This is a genomic window from Azospirillum oryzae (genome assembly GCF_900177515.1).
Classification (GTDB): domain Bacteria; phylum Pseudomonadota; class Alphaproteobacteria; order Azospirillales; family Azospirillaceae; genus Azospirillum; species Azospirillum oryzae_A.
Genome location: NZ_FXAK01000001.1, coordinates 98110 through 114524, shown reverse-complemented (window position 1 = coordinate 114524; position 16415 = coordinate 98110). Strand labels below are relative to the sequence as shown.

The 16415-nt window shown below is 67.6% G+C and carries 19 protein-coding genes; 11 read left to right on the top strand and 8 right to left on the bottom strand.

Annotation, left to right across the window (positions count from 1 at the left end):
- Positions 1 to 82 precede the first annotated feature (82 nt).
- A complete protein-coding gene (locus B9N97_RS00555; protein ID WP_085082284.1) occupies positions 83 to 793 on the bottom strand; it encodes a GntR family transcriptional regulator in 711 nt (236 codons plus the stop codon).
- Positions 794 to 925: 132 nt separating this feature from the next.
- On the opposite strand from B9N97_RS00555, the gene B9N97_RS00550 reads away from it, so the two are divergent.
- A complete protein-coding gene (locus B9N97_RS00550) occupies positions 926 to 1639 on the top strand; it encodes an aspartate/glutamate racemase family protein (protein ID WP_167393156.1) in 714 nt (237 codons plus the stop codon).
- Here B9N97_RS00550 and B9N97_RS00545 read toward each other — a convergent pair.
- On the bottom strand, positions 1572 to 2222 hold the full coding sequence (locus B9N97_RS00545) for a class I SAM-dependent methyltransferase (protein ID WP_085082282.1): 651 nt from the start codon (positions 2220 to 2222) through the stop codon (positions 1572 to 1574). The two genes, B9N97_RS00550 and B9N97_RS00545, sit on opposite strands and share 68 nt — an antisense overlap.
- A 33-nt stretch (positions 2223 to 2255) precedes the next feature.
- Complete coding sequence (locus B9N97_RS00540) at positions 2256 to 2939, bottom strand: GntR family transcriptional regulator (RefSeq protein ID WP_085082262.1); 684 nt, start codon at positions 2937 to 2939, stop codon at positions 2256 to 2258.
- A 152-nt stretch (positions 2940 to 3091) separates the two neighbouring features.
- On the opposite strand from B9N97_RS00540, the gene B9N97_RS00535 reads away from it, so the two are divergent.
- From B9N97_RS00535 to B9N97_RS00525, 3 genes are all read left to right on the top strand, one after another.
- Positions 3092 to 3937, top strand: coding sequence for a fumarylacetoacetate hydrolase family protein (locus tag B9N97_RS00535; RefSeq protein WP_085082261.1), 846 nt, complete (start codon positions 3092 to 3094; stop codon positions 3935 to 3937).
- Positions 3938 to 4181: 244 nt separating this feature from the next.
- Complete coding sequence (locus B9N97_RS00530) at positions 4182 to 5177, top strand: 2-keto-3-deoxygluconate permease (protein WP_244560476.1); 996 nt, start codon at positions 4182 to 4184, stop codon at positions 5175 to 5177.
- Positions 5178 to 5245: 68 nt separating this feature from the next.
- Entirely contained in the window at positions 5246 to 5977 is a 732-nt protein-coding gene (locus B9N97_RS00525) for an SDR family oxidoreductase (RefSeq protein ID WP_085082258.1), read from the top strand.
- 28 nt (positions 5978 to 6005) lie between these two features.
- Here B9N97_RS00525 and B9N97_RS00520 read toward each other — a convergent pair whose 3' ends face one another.
- Both B9N97_RS00520 and B9N97_RS00515 read right to left on the bottom strand, forming a co-directional pair.
- Positions 6006 to 6893, bottom strand: a complete 888-nt coding sequence (locus tag B9N97_RS00520) for a nickel/cobalt efflux transporter (RefSeq protein WP_085082256.1) — start codon at positions 6891 to 6893, stop codon at positions 6006 to 6008.
- 9 nt (positions 6894 to 6902) lie between these two features.
- Positions 6903 to 7172 (bottom strand): metal-sensing transcriptional repressor, encoded by a 270-nt coding sequence (locus tag B9N97_RS00515; protein WP_085082254.1) that lies wholly within the window; start codon positions 7170 to 7172, stop codon positions 6903 to 6905.
- Between the two features lie 212 nt (positions 7173 to 7384).
- On the opposite strand from B9N97_RS00515, the gene B9N97_RS00510 reads away from it, so the two are divergent.
- The 3 genes from B9N97_RS00510 to B9N97_RS00500 are packed head-to-tail and all read left to right on the top strand — an operon-like array spanning position 7385 to position 9093.
- Complete coding sequence (locus tag B9N97_RS00510; protein WP_085082252.1) at positions 7385 to 7810, top strand: YqaA family protein; 426 nt, start codon at positions 7385 to 7387, stop codon at positions 7808 to 7810.
- Positions 7811 to 7841: 31 nt separating this feature from the next.
- Positions 7842 to 8315, top strand: a complete 474-nt coding sequence (locus B9N97_RS00505) for a YchJ family protein (RefSeq protein WP_085082250.1) — start codon at positions 7842 to 7844, stop codon at positions 8313 to 8315.
- A 16-nt stretch (positions 8316 to 8331) separates the two neighbouring features.
- Positions 8332 to 9093, top strand: a complete 762-nt coding sequence (locus tag B9N97_RS00500) for a YkgJ family cysteine cluster protein (RefSeq protein WP_085082248.1) — start codon at positions 8332 to 8334, stop codon at positions 9091 to 9093.
- A 6-nt stretch (positions 9094 to 9099) separates the two neighbouring features.
- Here B9N97_RS00500 and B9N97_RS00495 read toward each other — a convergent pair whose 3' ends face one another.
- The 3 genes from B9N97_RS00495 to B9N97_RS00485 all read right to left on the bottom strand — a co-directional run bounded on the left by B9N97_RS00495 (position 9100) and on the right by B9N97_RS00485 (position 12648).
- Entirely contained in the window at positions 9100 to 10479 is a 1380-nt protein-coding gene (locus B9N97_RS00495; protein WP_085082246.1) for an aspartate aminotransferase family protein, read from the bottom strand.
- Positions 10480 to 10508: 29 nt separating this feature from the next.
- On the bottom strand, positions 10509 to 12002 hold the full coding sequence (locus B9N97_RS00490; protein WP_085082244.1) for an NAD-dependent succinate-semialdehyde dehydrogenase: 1494 nt from the start codon (positions 12000 to 12002) through the stop codon (positions 10509 to 10511).
- Positions 12003 to 12141: 139 nt separating this feature from the next.
- Positions 12142 to 12648, bottom strand: coding sequence for an Lrp/AsnC family transcriptional regulator (locus B9N97_RS00485; RefSeq protein ID WP_085082242.1), 507 nt, complete (start codon positions 12646 to 12648; stop codon positions 12142 to 12144).
- A gap of 89 nt (positions 12649 to 12737) precedes the next feature.
- Here B9N97_RS00485 and B9N97_RS00480 point away from each other — a divergent pair, with 89 nt between their 5' ends.
- The 4 genes from B9N97_RS00480 to ehuD all read left to right on the top strand — a co-directional run bounded on the left by B9N97_RS00480 (position 12738) and on the right by ehuD (position 16405).
- Positions 12738 to 14123, top strand: coding sequence for a MocR-like ectoine utilization transcription factor EhuR (locus tag B9N97_RS00480; protein ID WP_085083225.1), 1386 nt, complete (start codon positions 12738 to 12740; stop codon positions 14121 to 14123).
- 106 nt (positions 14124 to 14229) lie between these two features.
- Positions 14230 to 15015 carry an ectoine/hydroxyectoine ABC transporter ATP-binding protein EhuA gene (ehuA, locus tag B9N97_RS00475; protein ID WP_085082240.1) on the top strand — a complete coding sequence of 262 codons (786 nt, stop codon included), beginning with the start codon at positions 14230 to 14232 and terminating at the stop codon, positions 15013 to 15015.
- Positions 15016 to 15078: 63 nt separating this feature from the next.
- On the top strand, positions 15079 to 15738 hold the full coding sequence (ehuC, locus tag B9N97_RS00470) for an ectoine/hydroxyectoine ABC transporter permease subunit EhuC (protein WP_085082238.1): 660 nt from the start codon (positions 15079 to 15081) through the stop codon (positions 15736 to 15738).
- A 10-nt stretch (positions 15739 to 15748) separates the two neighbouring features.
- Positions 15749 to 16405: an ectoine/hydroxyectoine ABC transporter permease subunit EhuD gene (gene ehuD / locus B9N97_RS00465; RefSeq protein ID WP_085082236.1), complete on the top strand. Its 657-nt coding sequence runs from the start codon at positions 15749 to 15751 to the stop codon at positions 16403 to 16405.
- The last annotated feature ends 10 nt before the right edge of the window (positions 16406 to 16415 follow it).

Here is a 16415-nt window from a genome sequence, read left to right as displayed (position 1 = left end):
CTCGTCGCTCGAAGCTTTCAATGTTTGATGCATCATCGTCATGAACGAACCGGCCTTGCAAACCGATGTGGGGGGAGGGGTTTCAGGAAACCAGCGCCCTGGACGCCGGGGCAGGGGCAGGAGTAGCCATGGTCGCGCCGTCGATCCGCTCCAGGATCGGGCCGCTGGCCAGCAGGATGTCGGTCTGGATGGCGTGGGCGGCGGCCGGGCCGTCGTGGCGGCGGATGGCCTCCATCAGCGGGTAATGGTGGTCGATCATCGTCCGCCCGGCACCGCCATAGACGTCGGCGATCAACGGCCCCATCTGCAGCCACAACCGCCGCAGAATGTCGCCGAGCACCGGCATGTCGGCGATCTCCGACAGCTTGAAATGGAAGATCTGGTTGAGTTCGGTGGCCCGCGCGGTGTCGCCGGCGGCCAGCGCGTCCTCATTGTGATTCAGCAGGGCTTCCAACTGCGCAATCTGGGCCGGCGTGGCCTTTTCCGCGGCGCGCGCGGCGGCGAGCCCTTCGAGGTTGACGCGGATGTCGCGGATCTCGAGGTAGGCGGCGCGGGTCAGCATCGGCACGCGGATGTCACGCGGCGAGCGCAGCACCAGCGCCTGATCCTGCACCAGACGCAGGATGGCGTCGCGCACCGGGGTGACGCTCGTCCCCAGCCGTTCGGCCAGATCGCGGATCTTGAGGCGGTCGTTCGGCTTGAACACGCCCTTCATCAGAGCCTCGCACAGCCGCTGGTAGATCGTGCTGCCGAGATTGTCGTGTTCAAGAAGGGTGAGGTCGAACCCGCTCATCGTCTGCCCTTCACCCGCCGTCCGCTTTTGCTGTATGATGCATCATAATGAGCCGGGAGTGGCCGGGGGTCAAGTGCCGCCGCACGTGATGTCCATACCCACCCTGCGGAAGACCCAAGAGGGAGAGAGCGCATGAATGCCGACAGCACGGCCAGCTTGCAGGGACCGCGCATCGCCCTGATCCATGCGCTGGAGGAGTCGGTGGGTCCGGCGCGGGCCGCCTTCCGGGCGCATTGGCCCGAGGCGCGGATCTTCGACCTTCTCGATACCTCGCTCGCCGTCGATCTGGCCGAGGCCGGCCGGCTCGACGAGGCGATGATGGGGCGCTTCCGGACGCTCGCCGACTATGCCGCCGGCACGGTGGGGGCGGGCGGGCGGACGGCGGGCATTCTGTTCACCTGCTCCGCCTTCGCCCCGGCCATCGACGCCGTCAAGCCGTGCCTGGCGATCCCGGTCCTGCGGCCGAACGAGTCGGCCTTCGAGGCGGCGATGGCGATCGGCGGCCGGATCGGCATCGTCGTCAGCTTCGGCCCCTCCGCCGACTCGCTGCGCACCGAACTGCTGGCGATGGCCGCAGCAGCCGGCCGCCGGATCGAGGTCACCGTCGCCATCGCCGACGGCGCACTGGCCGCGCTGAAGAGCGGTGACGGCGACGGCCATGACGACCGCGTCGCGGAAACCGCCGGGCAGTTGGCGGGCTGCGATGTCGTCGTCCTCGGCCAGTTCTCGATGGCGCGCGCCCAGGCAAGGCTGCAGCCGCTGCTGTCGGTCCCGGTGCTCACCACGCCCGCTGCGGCGGTGGAGGCGCTGCGCCGCCTGACGGCACCGCCGTTCCCTCATACATGAAGGTCATGATCTTCGGGCCCGGCAGGTGGCTTTCCGTCAGGTCGGTGATCTCGAATCCGGCCGCCCGGATCAAATCGTCCATCTTGCGGTCCAGGTGGCAGCCGCCCGAACAGCGCGACCACAGCGGCGTCAGGCGGCGCTGCCAGCGCCGGACAGACGGGGCCGGGGCAAGCCCATGCTCGACGAAGCGCAACTCCCCGCCCGGTTTCAGCACCCGGCGCGCCTCCGTCAGGGCGGCGGACGGGTCGGGTATGCTGCACAGGGACCATGTCACCACCACGGTGTCGAAGCTGTCGTCCTCGAACGGCAAGCGTTCGGCGGTTTGTTCCACCAAGCTCACCGGACGGGGCGACTGCGCCGCGGCCTGACGGGCCATGGCGAGAAGTTCGGCGGAGGGATCGACGCCGACGATCTCCCCGGCCGCCGCGCCATAGAAGGGCAGGTTGCGGCCGGAGCCGATGCCGATCTCCAGAACACGCCCGCGCGCCAGCCCGGCAACCCTGGCGCGGGCCTCCGCGAGCATCGCCTGCCCCATGACCCAGTTGATCATCCGGGGCAGGATGTGGTGGCTGTAGATGGCCATGCGTGCGTGCCTCTTACTTGACCATGGGACGGCTCAGAGCGCCTCCTGCATCTCGAACAGCCGCTGGACGGCGTCGGCGGTGCGCTGATAGTGGTCCTTCAGGGCCGCCACCGCCTCTTCGGCGTTGCGGTCGATGGCACAACTCATGATCCGCTCATGTTCACGAACCACGTCACGGTCCTGTTTGGGCACGCTGACCGACAGACGGCGGTAGCGGTCGGCCCGGACGAACAGCTTCTCGCACAGCTCGATCAGGATCGGCGACCCGCAGGCGGAGATCAGGATGCGGTGGAAATCGGCATGCCGTAGGTCCCAATCCTCTCGGATGGCGGTCGGCAGGTCGTCGCGTTCGCGGGGCAGGCGCGACATCATGTGGTGCGCCGCCAGCAGCCGGCCCTCCCATTCCGAGTCGCCGTTTTCGATCGACAGGCGCAGCGCCTCGCCTTCCAGCAGCTTGCGGGTGGCGACGATGTCCAGCAGTTCGGCAACCGACAGCGGCGCCACCGAGAAGCCGCGGTGATCGTCCGAGACGGTGAAGCCTTCCGCGGTCAGCCGGACCAGCGCCTCGCGCACCGGTGAAACGCTCATGCCGCACAGGGCCTGCAATTCGGCGAAGCGCAGGCGCTGGCCGGGCTTCAGCAGGCCGGAGCGGATCGCCCGGTGAATGACGGCATAGGCGTCGCCCGCCAGCGTGCGTGTCTCGGCACGATCCTTCATGACTGCTCCTTCCAAACCGGCACCGACATTTTCGAAAATCCTATCCTCATTCGAAAACCGTTGACAGCATAAATGATCCGTGGAAACTGTATGGTAACGCAGCAATCCTGAAAAATTGACCACAAAGCTGGTCGGCGCAAGGAGACGACGTTTTGAAACTCGTTCGCTTCGGGGCTCCGGGAGAAGAGAAGCCGGGCCTGATCGACAAGGACGGTTCCATCCGGGACTTGTCGTCGGTTGTCAAGGACATCGACGGTTCTTCTCTGAATAAAAGCAGCCTGGAGAGGATCCGGTCCGTCACGGTCGATGATCTGCCGCTGGTCTCGGGCGCGGTGCGGCTGGGGCCGTGCGTGACCGGTGTCGGCAACTTCATCGCCGTCGGACTGAACTATGCCGACCATGCGGCGGAAAGCGGCATGCCGGTTCCGGCGGAACCGGTGCTGTTCAACAAGGCGCCGTCCTGCATCGTTGGCCCGGACGACACCGTGCTGATCCCCCCGGGGTCGGAGAAGACCGACTGGGAGGTCGAACTCGCCATCGTCATCGGCGAGCGCGCCTCCTACGTGTCGGAGGCCGACGCGCTGAACTATGTTGCCGGCTATTGCGTGTGCAACGACGTGTCGGAGCGCGGTTATCAGCTGGAGCGCGGCGGCGGACAGTGGACGAAGGGCAAGGGCTGCCCGACCTTCGGTCCGCTCGGCCCCTGGCTGGTCACCAAGGACGAGGTGGAGGACGTCCACAACCTCGCCATGACGCTGTCGGTCAACGGCCAGACCATGCAGAACGGCTCCACCCGGACGATGGTGTTCCAGGTGCCGTTCCTGGTTTCCCACATCTCGCAGTTCATGACGCTGATGCCGGGCGACGTCATCACCACCGGGACGCCGCCGGGCGTCGGCATGGGCATGAAGCCGCCGCGCTACCTGAAGCCGGGCGATAGCATCCGCGTCGAAATCCAGGGGCTGGGCGTGCAGAACCAGCGCGTCGCCGCCACCTGAGCAGCTATCCGGGCCGCGATCCGTCGCGGCCCGCTTTTCCGGCGGCGCGCGGGTTCGGCCTTCAGTTCGGCCGCGCCGCCCGTCCCGGCCTTCTTCGGCGTCCCATCGCCGCCCGTACCAGTCAATGCAGAAAGCGGGAACTCGCCGTAGCGCGGGATTGCGCCCGCTCATCCATCCGAGATTTGTGGCCGAGATTTGTGGCCGAGATTTGTGGAGGAAGCGCCCCATGAACATAAAAGACAGAATGGATCGGATTCCCGGCGGCCTGATGCTGGTGCCGCTGCTGCTCGGTGCGCTGTGCAAGACCTTCGTGCCGGAGGCGCCCGGCTATTTCAAAGGCTTCACCCAGGGGATCATGACCGGCGTGGTGCCGATCCTGGCGGTGTGGTTCTTCTGCATGGGCGCGTCGATTAAGCTGAGCGCCACCGGAACGGTGCTGCGCAAATCCGGCACACTGGTCCTGACCAAGCTGATCGCCGCCTGGATCATCGTGCTGGTGATGTCGCAGTTCATTCCGCCCGAGGGCATCCACAGCGGCTTCTTCGCCGGTCTGTCGATCCTGGCCATCGTCTGCGCCATGGACATGACCAACGGCGGGCTCTACGCCTCGCTGATGCAGACCTACGGCACCAAGGAGGAGGCCGGCGCCTTCGTGCTGACCTCCATCGAATCCGGTCCGCTGATGAGCATGATCATCCTCGGCGCATCCGGTGCGGCGCATTTCGAGCCGCAGATCTTCATCGGCGCCGTGCTGCCCTTCCTGGTCGGCTTCGCGCTGGGCAACCTTGATCCGAAGCTGCGCGCCCTCTTCGCGCCGGGCGGCCAGCTGATGATCCCGTTCTTCGCCTTCTCGCTCGGCAACACCATCAATCTCGGCACGCTGTTCTCGCCGCTGCTCGGGCTTGGCGTGCTGCTGGCGCTCGGCGTCATCGTGCTGACCGGCATTCCGCTGATCCTGGCCGACAAGATCATCGGCCGCGGCACCGGCACCGCCGGCATCGCCGCCTCCTCCACCGCCGGCGCGGCGGCGGCCAACCCGGTGGCGATCGCCGCCGTCGCCCCGCAATTCGCCCCCGCGGCGGCGGATGCCACCGTGCTGGTTGCGATCTGCATCATCGTCACCTCGGTCGCCGTCCCGGTCATCACCGGCCTCTGGTACAAGCGTTTCGGCCAGGGACTGGCGGAGACGAACCGTGACGACTCCCCGCTGATGCCGGTCGGGGCGACACCGGTGGACTGACGCCGCAGCCGTCCTTCCATATGAACCGTTACCCACACGCATCACGTCCCGTATTCAGGAGTAGGACCATGACCGGAAAACTGACCGGGAAGACCGCCGTCATCACGGGCGCGGCCCAGGGGATCGGCCGCGCAACCGCCGAGCTGTTCGCCCGCGAAGGGGCCAGGGTCGTAGCCACCGACGTCAACGGCGCCAAGCTGGCCGAGCTGGCAGGGCAGGGGATCGAAACGCGGGTGCTGAACGTCCTCGACGATCAGGCGGTGCGGTCGGTCCTGGGCGAGATCGGCCGCGTCGACATCCTGTTCAATTGCGCCGGCGTGGTCCACAACGGCACGATCCTGGAAATGACCGACGACGAGCTGGAGTTCGCCCTCGACCTCAACGTGAAGGCTCTGGTCCGCACCACGAGGGCGGTGCTGCCCGCCATGCTGGAGCACGGCGACGGCTGCATCATCAACATGTCGTCGGTGGCGTCCAGTGTGAAGGGGGTGCCCAACCGCTTCGCCTACACGACCACGAAGGCGGCGGTCATCGGGCTGACCAAGTCGGTCGCGGCCGATTATGTGGCGAAGGGCATCCGCTGCAACGCCATCTGTCCGGGGACGGTCGAATCTCCGTCGCTGCAGGAGCGGCTGTCGGCCCAGGGCGATTATCAGGCCGCCCGCGCCGCCTTCGTCGCCCGTCAGCCGATCGGCCGCATCGGCCAGCCCGAGGAGATCGCCGATCTGGCCCTCCACCTCGCCACCGCCACCTACACCACCGGCCAGATCCACATCATCGACGGCGGCTGGGCGATGTAAGGGGCGTCACGACAGGTGCGGCCCCCCTTCAGACCAGCGTAAGTCCAAGCCCGTACAGGGCATGGACGCCGACATAGATCCCGACCAGGATGATGACGGCGCTGGACAGGTAGGGGGCACGGCGCGCGAATTTGCCGAAGGCGTCCGACCAGCGCCGCTCGGCATGGCGCATGCCCAGCGCGGCGACCGCCCCGGCGGCGACCAGGGTCAGCGCCAAGCCGATGCTGAAGCAGACGACCAGGGCGGCGCCGAGCGTCACCTCCTTGAGCTGCAGGCACAGCAGCAGAACGGTAATGGCCGCCGGGCAGGGGATCAGCCCGCCGGTCAGGCCGAACAGCAGGATCTGTCCGGTGGTGACGTGCCGTCCGGCGAAGCGGCGCTGGATGTCGCGGGCATGCGCCCGTTCATGGGCGTCCTGATGGTCTGACCGTCCGAGATCCAGTCCGCCCGCGTGGGCATGGGTATGTCCACCATGGCTGTGGCCGTGATGGTGGTGATCATGCCCGTGGTCATGGTCATGCACATGGCCGTGACGATGATGGTGGTGATCGTGCCCGGCCGTCTCATGCCGCTGATCCCGCCATGTCCGCGCCGCCATCCACAGCGCCACCGCGATGATCAACGCCGCCGAGGCGAGCTGGAAATAGGGCTCGGTCGTCTCGGCGTTCCAGCCGCGGCCGATCCACATCCCAGCGAGAGCCACCGCCCACACCACCGCCGTGTGCGAAACCGTCGCGGCCAGACCGAGCAGGACCGCCTGGGCGACGGTGCCGCGGATGGCGACGATGAAGGCCGCCATCATCGTCTTGGAATGGCCCGGCTCCAGCCCATGCAGCGCGCCGAGCAGGATGGCGCTCGGGATGAACAGCCAGGCGTTGGCGGCGCCTTGCTGCAGGAGGGCGGAAAACTCCGGCATCGCGGGTTCCTACAGATATTTCGTGATCGCCTTGAACTCGGCGATCGATGCCCGCGCTTCGGCGGGCGTGGCGTCGACCGCCGCGTCCAGGCAGTGATCCAGATGGTCGTGGATCAGCACCTTCTTGGCCTCGCGCACGGCGCTTTCCACTGCATGCAGCTGCTGGGCAAGGTCGAGGCAGGGCCGGCCGGCTTCGATCATCTCGATGATGCCGCGCAGATGTCCATCGGCCCGCTTGAGGCGCTTGATGATGTCGGGGTGGCTGTGGTGCGTGCTCATGCCGAAATCGTATCCCCCTGGATAGGATATGGCAAGAGCCACGGCCGCGCCGGACGTGCTGCCGGTTATGCATTGATTGCGCTGCATGCCGGGCGGAGTTGACCGACCCCCTGATCATGCTCTATCCCCCTGGATAGGATCGCCGCGGCGACGCGCGCGGGGCGGGGGTCGGCTCCCGCCGATCCGACGCCCGCCGATCCGACGGAGGTCTCATGGATGATTTCGCCGGTCTGGCCGGCCTGTTCAGCGCGGCGCTGCTGGCGGCGACGATCCTGCCGGCCCAGTCGGAGGTGGTTCTGGCCGGCATGCATATGGCCGGGACCCATTCGACGCCGACGCTGGTGCTCGTCGCCACCGTCGGCAATGTGCTGGGGTCGGTGGTGAACTGGCTGCTCGGCCGCTACCTGATCCATTTCCGCGACCGCCGCTGGTTTCCGGTTAAGGCCTCGCTGATCGACCGCGCCACCGCCTGGTATCAGAAATGGGGGGTATGGTCCCTGCTGCTGGCCTGGGCGCCCTTCATCGGCGACCCGCTGACCCTGGTCGCCGGCATCCTGCGGGAGAATTTCTGGATATTCCTGCTGCTGGTGACCATCGGCAAGGCCGCCCGCTACGTGGCGCTGGTGGTCGCCTTCTGATAGTCTTGCCACCTTTAACCGAGGACCAACGATGTCGTCTTGCCCCTGCTGTTCCGGCCGTTCCTTCGAAGACTGCTGCGGCCCCATCCTGGCCGGGGAGCCGGCACCGACCGCCGAGGCGCTGATGCGGTCCCGCTACACCGCCTTCGTCCGCCACGAGCTGGACCATGTCGAGCGCACCCACGCTCCGGAAATCCGCGACGACTTCAACCGCGGCGAGGCGGAGCGGGTGGCGGAGGAATCGGAATGGCAGCGGCTCGACATCCTGCGCGCCGCCGAGGAGGGCGACAGCGCGGTGGTGGAGTTCCAGATCCAGTTCCGCAAGGACGGCAAGGACATGCGCCATCACGAACGGGCAAGCTTCCGCCGGGAGGATGGGCGGTGGCTGTATGTCAGCGGCGAGGTCAACCCGAAGGGCGAGCCGCGCCGGGTGGTGAAGGTCGGACGCAACGAGCCCTGCCCCTGCGGATCCGGCAAGAAATACAAAGCCTGCTGCGGCAAGTGACCGGAGGGGCGCCGCGATGGAACCGCGTTTCTCCTGCACCGCCTGCGGCAAATGCTGCCACGGCTGGCTGCCGCTGACGCTGGCGGACGCCGTCGCCCATGCCGGCCGTTTCCCGCTGGCGATGGTGTGGACGCCGGTGCGGCAGAACGCCCGGTCCTACGAGCTGGCGACCCGGCTGGGCGCCACGGTGCGGCTGCCCAACCGCAAGACGGTGGCGGTGCTGATCGTGCCGACCGCCTACCTGCCGACCTCCCACCCCTGTCCGGAACTGCGGGAGGACGGGCTGTGCGGCATCCATGAGGACAAGCCGTCGCGCTGCCGCACCATGCCCTTCTACCCCTATCGCGAGGAGAAGGATCAGGCCGACCTGCTGATCCCGCGCAAGGGCTGGCAGTGCGACACCTCGGCCTCGGCGCCGGTCGTCTATGCCAATCACGCCATCCTCGACCGCAAGGATTTCGACCGCGAGCGGGGCGACCTGCTCGACCAGGCGCCGGTGATCCAGCGTTACGCCGACTATGTGCTGAAATACATGCCGTGGATCGTCGACGAGCTGGCGAAGCTGGCGGCCAAGCCGACCGGCGGCAATCTGGTCACCAGCCTGTCTTCCTTCCTCACCGCCACGCGCCGGCCGGATGCCGTGGAGATCGCCGCCGCCCAGGCCCCGCTGTTCCGGGCAATGGCGGAGCGGACCAGGGACGATCCGGCCTTGCGTGACTACCACCGCAATTACAGCGGATGGGCCAAGGAGATGGAGGCGCTTGCCCGGCGGAAGTAGCCTTTCTCAGAGTTCGGCCGCGACCGCCTTCACCGCCTTGGCGGTGGCGGCCACCACGATGTCGGCCTCCTCCCGCGTCAGGCAGAGTGGCGGGGCGAAGCCGAGGATGTCGCCCTGCGGCATGGCGCGGGCGATGACGCCGCGTTCCAGCAGTGCGGCGGACAGGCGCGGTCCGACCTTCGCCTCGGCCGGGAAGAAGCGGCGGTCGTCCTTGTCGGCGACGAACTCCACCGCCGCCAGCATGCCCTCGCCGCGCACCTCGCCGACCATCGGATGCCCGCCCAGCGCATCGGCCAGCGCGGCGCGGAAATAGCCGCCGGTCTCGCCCGCGTTGGTCACCAGATCGAGCTTGTCGATCAGCTCCAGGTTCGCCACGCCGGCAGCGGCGCAGAGCGGATGCGCCGAATACGTCCAGCCATGGCCGATGGGCCCGAGCTGATCGGAACCCTGTTCCAGCACCTTCCACACCCGGTCGCCGACGATCACGCCCGACAGCGGCGCATAGGCGGAGGTCAGGCCCTTGGCGATGGTGATGAGGTCCGGCTTGATGCCGTAATGGTCGGACCCGAACATGCTGCCGAGCCGGCCGAACCCGGTCACCACCTCGTCGGCGATCAGCAGGATGTCGTACTTGGTCAGCACCGCCTGGATCTTCTCCCAATAGCCGGCGGGCGGCGGGACGATGCCGCCGGTGCCCAGAACCGGCTCGCCGATGAAGGCGGCGACGGTCTCCGGCCCCTCCGCCAGGATCATCGCCTCCAGCTGGTCGGCGCAGTGCTGGGAGAACTGCTCCTCGCTCATGCTGCGGTCGGCGCGGCGGAAGTAATAAGGGGCTTCGGTGTGCAGCACCGGCGGGCGCGGCAGGTCGAAGGCCTTGTGGAACAGCTCCAGCCCGGTCAGGCTGCCGGTCATCACCCCCGACCCGTGATAGCCGCGCCAGCGCGAGATGATCTTCTTCTTTTCCGGCCGGCCGAGGATGTTGTTGTAATACCAGACCAGCTTGATGTTGGTCTCGTTCGCGTCCGATCCCGACAGGCCGAAATAGACGCGCGACATCCCGGCGGGCGCGCGGTCGATGATCATCTTGGCCAGCGTGATCGACGGCTCGCTGCCATGCCCGACATAGGCGTGATAATAGGCGAGCTTGCCGGCCTGCTCGGCGATGGCATCGGCGATCTCGCGGCGGCCATAGCCGACATTGACGCAATAGAGTCCGGCGAAGGCGTCCAGGCTGCGCTTGCCGTCACGGTCGGAGATATAGACGCCTTCGCCGCCGGTGACGACGCGGGTCGGCGTGTCGCCGCGGGCATGTGCCGCCATGTGGGTCGACGGGTGGAAGAAATGGTCGCGGTCCCAGGCGGTCAGCTCGTTGGTCAGGTCGGTCATGACGTTTCTTTCCCGATATGAATCTTGGTTCAGGCGGCGTCGAGGCAGACGTATTTCAGCTCGGTGAAGGCCTCCATCCCATGGCGCGAGCCTTCGCGGCCAAGGCCGGATTGCTTGACCCCACCGAAGGGGACCGGGGCGCCGGTGATCTTCAACCGGTTGACCGCCACCATGCCGTACTGCAGCGACCGCGACAGGCGCAGAATCCGGCCGGCGTCGCGGGTCACCAGATAGGCGACGAGGCCGAATTCGGTGTCGTTGGCGCGGGCCACCACCTCCGCCTCGTCATCGAAGGGCAGGATCGCGGCAACCGGACCGAAGGTCTCCTCGCGCAGGATCAGCGAGTCCGGCGCCACGTCGGCCAGCACGGTGGGCCGGTAGAACAGCGGGCCGGCGGGATGGATTTCGCCGCCGGTCAGGCAGCGGGCGCCGCGGTCCACCGCGTCGCGGACGTGGCGTGCGCATTTGTCGACGGCCCGCTCGTTCATCAGCGGTCCGATCTGCACCTCCGGCTCCAGCCCCGGCCCGACGCGCAGCGCGGCGCTGCGGGCGGTGAAGGCGGCGCAGAAGGAGTCGTAGAGTGGGCGCTGCACATAGATGCGGTTGGCGGCGAGGCAGTCCTGGCCGGAGGTGGCGAACTTCGCGTCGATGGCGATGTCCACCGCCCGCTGGAGGTCGGCGTCGGCGAAGACCAGCAGCGGCGCATGGCCGCCCAATTCCATCACCAGCCGCTTCATGGTGGGCGCGCAGCGCGCGGCGATGCGGCTGCCGATTTCCGTGGAGCCGGTGAAGCTCATGGCGCGGACGCGGGAATCGTCGCACAGCGCGCCGACCAGCGGTTCGGGATCGCCGGTCAGGACGTTGAACACGCCGGCGGGGATGCCCGCCCGCTCCGCCAGTTCCGCCAGCGCCAGTGCCGACAGCGGCGTCTCGGAGGACGCATGCGCCACCACGGTGCAGCCGGCCGCCAGCGCCGCCGCCGCCTTGCGCGTCAGCATGGCCGACGGGAAGTTCCACGGCGTCGCCATGCCGACCACGCCCAGCGCCTCCCGCCGCAGCAGCATTTCGGCACCGGGGAGATGGCTGGCGATACTCTCGACGCCGCCCCGCTTGGATTCCTCGGCGTACCACTCGACGAAGGAGGCGGCATAGTCGATCTCCCCCCGCGATTCGGCGAGCGGCTTGCCCTGCTCCAGCGTCATCAGCAGGGCGAGATCCTCCCGGGCGGCGGTGATGCGGTCGAACCAGTCGCGCAGGCGGGCGGCGCGGTCCTGCGGCAGCCGGGCGCTCCAGGCCGGGAACGCTGCCGATGCCGCGGTGACGGCGGCGGTCGCCTGGGCGGCGTCCAGCGCCGCGACATGGGCGAGCGTCCGTCCGCTGGCCGGATCGGTCACCGGGAAGGTGGAATTGTCCGGGGCTGCGGTCCAGCGTCCGCCGACATAGGCGAGTTCGCGCAGCAGGCGGCGGTCGGTCAGGCGGCTGACGGCGTCGTGACGGTCCAGGCGGGACAGCTGCGCGGTCATGGGCACCTCCGGAATAGTGGGGCGCAGAAGCGCCGGTGATCCGGAGTCTAGCGGTGATGCGGTGGAGACTGTGTCCGAACTGGGCCTGCTTGGCGGAGACTGTCTCTTTGCCGGGGCGGGGTGGAAGAGAAAGTCTCTCTCACGATGGTACGGACCCGCCCGGCTCCTCCATCAGCGCCTCCAGCGGCATCGCCGCGTCGTCCTTCACCGTGCGGGTCACGATGTAGGTGAAGTAACGGTCGATCCCGGCGTCGCCCTCCAGCAGCCGGTCGATGATGCGCTGATAGGCGTCCACGTCACGCGCCACCACCCGCAGGACATAGTCGAGCCCGCCGCCGACGGACCAGCAGGAGACGATGCCGGGTTCCGCCCGCACCGCCCGTTCGAACCGGTCGAAATCGGCCTGCCGGTGGCTGCCCAGCGTCACCTCGACCAGCGCCATGGCGAAGGGCGTCACCTGCCGCAGGGCCAGCCGGGCGTGATAGCCGGTGACGATGCCGGCCTCCTCCAGCCGGCGCAGACGTACCCAGCAGGGCGTCGGCGACAGCCCCACCCGGTCGGCCAGCGCCAGCTTGGTGATGCGGCCGTCGCGCTGGATTTCCGACAGGATGCGCAGGTCGATGGGATCGAGCTTCAGGTCAGACATGGGCCGGCCGCCTTGGGAAAAGTGACAACCCGACGATGTCCATGCTTTCCGCCATTGTCAAATGTGATGATTTCCAGCAGAAATGTTGCATGACAAATTGGCACCCCGATGCATCGGCTTTGAGCAGGCCCGTCTATCTCTCGCTGGCCGATCAGGTGCAGCGGGCGATAACGCAAGGCCAACTGGCGGTCGGCGACCAGCTGCCCACTCACCGGCAGCTTGCCGACGAATTGGGCATTTCCGTCCAGACCGTCAGCCGCGCCTACGAGGAATTGATCCGGCGCGGCCTGATCAGCGGGGAGACCGGCCGCGGCACCTTCATCCGCGCAGCGCAGACCGAGGTCGATCCGCCCTATATCCCCCAGCGCACCGACGAGGTGATCGACCTGTCGATCCTCAAGCCGGTGTGCGAGCCGCTGCATGTCGAGGCGATGCGGCAGGCGCTGGTGGAACTGTCCGCCAGCCTGCCGCCGGCCGTCGTGCTGTCCTTCCGCCCCAACACCCTGTTCGCCCGCCACCGGGCGACGGCGGTATCCTGGCTGCGCCATTGCGGGGTGGAGACCACGGCGGCCAACGTCACCCTGACCAACGGCGCCACCGCCGGCATGACCATCGCCCTGATGGCCGCCGCCCCTCCCGGATCGACCGTGGTGACGGAGGAGGTCGGGCACCACACGCTGCTGCCGCTCGCCTCCTATCTCGGCATCAAGCTGCGCGGCGTCGCCATCGACGAGGAAGGAATCCGGCCCGACGCGCTCGACGTCGCCTGCCGGGACGGTATGGCCAAGGCGCTGTTCGTCATGCCGAATCCGATCAACGCCACCGCGACCCACATGGGCGAGGCCCGGCGCGCCGAGATCGCGCGGCTGGCCCAGCGCCACAATCTGTCGATCGTCGAGAACGACCCGCTCGGCCCCCTGCTGAGCGACCGGCGCCCGCCGCTGGCGGCCCTGGCGCCGGAGCGGACGCTCTACGTCACCAGCTTCACCAAGACGGTGATGCCCGGCCTGCGCACCGGCTATCTGGTGGTTCCCGACCGGCTGCTCGCCGCCGTCACCAACCGCCATCTGGTGACCAACTGGATCGCCACGCCCATCGTCGCCGAGATCGCCACACGCTGGGTCGAGAGCGGTTTCGCGATGGAGATGGTGGAGTGGCAGCGCAAGGCGCTGCACCGCCGCCACGCGCTGGCCGCGGAAATCCTGCATGGCATTCCCCACCGCAGCCATGCCGAGGGGCTGCATCTGTGGCTGCCGCTGGGCGAAGGGCGGCCGGAGGCGACCTTCGTGTCGCATGCCCGCCACCAGGGGGTGGCGCTGGCGCCCGGATCGGCCTTCGCCATCGGCCCCGGCACGCGGCCCGACGCGCTGCGCGTCTCCATCGGCTCCACCACCGAGGCGGAGCTTCACGCCGGCCTGCGCGTGATCGTCAATCTGCTGAACAGCGACCCGGAGCCGGTGCTGCTCGCCATATGACAGGCACTACATTGTCATGATTTGATTTTCCGGATTGACATGATTTAGGCGGTCCCGCATCGTTCACGCACATCCACGGTCGCCAACATTGCAAGGGAAGACCGGTGTGACCGATACAATCATCGACATCGACTGCGTCACCAAACGCTACGGCTCGCACACCGTGCTGAAAGACTTGTGCTTTTCAGTCCGTCCAGGGGAGAAGCTGGCGCTGATCGGGCCGTCCGGTTCCGGCAAGACGACGATCCTGCGGACGCTGATGACGCTGGAGACCATCGAAGGCGGCACCATCCGCATCGATGGCGAGAACCTGTTCCAGATGGAGCGCAACGGCCGTCTGGTCCCCGCCGACGAGGCGCATCTGCACCGGATGCGGACCAAGATCGGCATGGTGTTCCAGCTGTTCAACCTGTTCCCGCACAAATGCGTGCTGGACAACATCACGCTGGCGCCGATGCTGACCAAGGGCGTCAAAAAGGCGGATGCCGAGCGGCGGGCGATGGAGTTGCTGGACCTCGTCGGCCTCGCCGACAAGGCCCGCGCCATGCCGGCCCAGCTGTCCGGCGGCCAGAAGCAGCGGGTGGCCATCGCCCGCGCCCTGGCGCTGCAGCCCAGGATCATGCTGTTCGACGAGGTGACCTCGGCGCTCGACCCCGAACTGGTGGAAGAGGTGCTGAGCGTCATGCGGATGCTGGGGTCCACCACCGACATGACCATGCTGCTGGTGACCCACGAGATGAGCTTCGCCCACGATTTCGCCGACCGCGTGCTGTTCTTCGACCGCGGCCGCATCGTGGAGGAAGGGCCGCCCGACGTGCTGTTCACCAACCCGTCGCACGAGCGGACCCAGACCTTTTTGAAAAAGATCATCGCGGCCGGCCAGCGGATCTGACCGTTTGCGCCGACGACAGGCGCTCTTGCCGCATCCATTCCGAACGCAGGAGATTTCGGCTTCATGGCTGATTGGGCCGGCTATATGGGCTTGATGCTGGACGGCGCGCTGGTGACGGCGAAGCTGACCGTGCTCGGCTGCGCGCTGGCACTGCCGGCCGCCTTCCTCGCCGGGCTGGGCCGGCTGTCGCGTTTCTCCGCCGTGCGCGCCCTGTCCGTCGCCTACATCGAGTTCTTCCGCGGCACATCGATCTTCGTCCAGCTGTTCTGGGCCTATTTCGTCCTGCCGTTGATGGGGGTGACGCTGACGCCGCTGCAGGCCGGCGTGCTGGCGCTGGGGCTGAATGTCGGCGCCTATGGTGCGGAGGTGGTGCGGTCGGCGGTGCAGTCCATCGGCCGCGAACAGCACGAGGCCTGCGTCGCCCTGAACCTGACGCGCTGGCAGAGCCTGCGCCATGTGCTGCTGCCGCAGGCGGCGGTGGTGATGGTTCCGACCTTCTGCAACAACGCCATCGAGCTTTTGAAGGCGACCTCGGTCGTCTCGCTGATCTCGCTCAGCGACCTGACCTTCCAGGCGCAGGTGGTGCGTTCGCAGACCGGCAGCACCGCCATGCCCTTCCTGACCGTCCTGGTCATCTACTTCGCCTATGCCAGCCTGATCTCGTTCGGCATGAAAACCCTGGAGCGCCGCATGACCCGCGGCCTCGACGGGCTGCGCACCTGAGGAACCGGCCATGGAATGGGATTGGGAATTCGTCCGCGAGATCATGCCGACGCTGCTGGACGGCCTGCGCATCACGCTGCTGGCGACGCTGCTCGGCTCCATGCTGGCCGCCGCCGCCGGGCTGGGCTTCGCCCTGCTGCGCCGGTCCAAAAGCCGGGCGGTGGCGCGCACCACCGGCTTCGTGGTGGAGTTCATCCGCGGCACGCCGCTGCTGGTGCAGCTGTATTTCCTGTTCTACGTGCTGCCGGAACTGGGGGTGCTGCTGTCGCCGCTGACCGCCGGGGTGGTGGGGCTAGGCCTCCATTACGCGACCTACACCTCTGAGGTCTTCCGCGCCGGCATCGACAACACGCCGCGCGGCCAGTGGGAGGCGGCGAAGGCCTGCAACCTCACGCCCTATCAGACTTGGCGGCACATCATCCTGCCGCAGGCGATCCCGCCGATGATCCCGGCGCTGGCGAACTACTTCGTCGCGATGTTCAAGGAAACGCCTCTGCTCTCCGCCATCACGGTGATCGAGCTGATGAGCGAGGCCCGCAGCGTCGCCAACAGCAACTACCGCTATCTGGAGCCGATGACGCTGGTCGGCGTCCTGTTCCTGTGCATCAGCCTGATCGCCGTGCCCGCCCTGCACCTGCTGGAGCGCCGGTTCCGGCCCACCCGCTGACTGCGGACAC

Coding starts and splice junctions, on each gene's coding strand:
- B9N97_RS00555 (WP_085082284.1), bottom strand. CDS start 793: ATGAGCGGGTTCGACCTCACCCTTCTTGAACACGACAATCTCGGCAGC.
- B9N97_RS00550 (WP_167393156.1), top strand. CDS start 926: ATGAATGCCGACAGCACGGCCAGCTTGCAGGGACCGCGCATCGCCCTG.
- B9N97_RS00545 (WP_085082282.1), bottom strand. CDS start 2,222: ATGGCCATCTACAGCCACCACATCCTGCCCCGGATGATCAACTGGGTC.
- B9N97_RS00540 (WP_085082262.1), bottom strand. CDS start 2,939: ATGAAGGATCGTGCCGAGACACGCACGCTGGCGGGCGACGCCTATGCC.
- B9N97_RS00530 (WP_244560476.1), top strand. CDS start 4,182: ATGGATCGGATTCCCGGCGGCCTGATGCTGGTGCCGCTGCTGCTCGGT.
- B9N97_RS00525 (WP_085082258.1), top strand. CDS start 5,246: ATGACCGGAAAACTGACCGGGAAGACCGCCGTCATCACGGGCGCGGCC.
- B9N97_RS00520 (WP_085082256.1), bottom strand. CDS start 6,893: ATGCCGGAGTTTTCCGCCCTCCTGCAGCAAGGCGCCGCCAACGCCTGG.
- B9N97_RS00515 (WP_085082254.1), bottom strand. CDS start 7,172: ATGAGCACGCACCACAGCCACCCCGACATCATCAAGCGCCTCAAGCGG.
- B9N97_RS00510 (WP_085082252.1), top strand. CDS start 7,385: ATGGATGATTTCGCCGGTCTGGCCGGCCTGTTCAGCGCGGCGCTGCTG.
- B9N97_RS00505 (WP_085082250.1), top strand. CDS start 7,842: ATGTCGTCTTGCCCCTGCTGTTCCGGCCGTTCCTTCGAAGACTGCTGC.
- B9N97_RS00500 (WP_085082248.1), top strand. CDS start 8,332: ATGGAACCGCGTTTCTCCTGCACCGCCTGCGGCAAATGCTGCCACGGC.
- B9N97_RS00495 (WP_085082246.1), bottom strand. CDS start 10,479: ATGACCGACCTGACCAACGAGCTGACCGCCTGGGACCGCGACCATTTC.
- B9N97_RS00490 (WP_085082244.1), bottom strand. CDS start 12,002: ATGACCGCGCAGCTGTCCCGCCTGGACCGTCACGACGCCGTCAGCCGC.
- B9N97_RS00485 (WP_085082242.1), bottom strand. CDS start 12,648: ATGTCTGACCTGAAGCTCGATCCCATCGACCTGCGCATCCTGTCGGAA.
- B9N97_RS00480 (WP_085083225.1), top strand. CDS start 12,738: ATGACAAATTGGCACCCCGATGCATCGGCTTTGAGCAGGCCCGTCTAT.
- ehuC (WP_085082238.1), top strand. CDS start 15,079: ATGGCTGATTGGGCCGGCTATATGGGCTTGATGCTGGACGGCGCGCTG.
- ehuD (WP_085082236.1), top strand. CDS start 15,749: ATGGAATGGGATTGGGAATTCGTCCGCGAGATCATGCCGACGCTGCTG.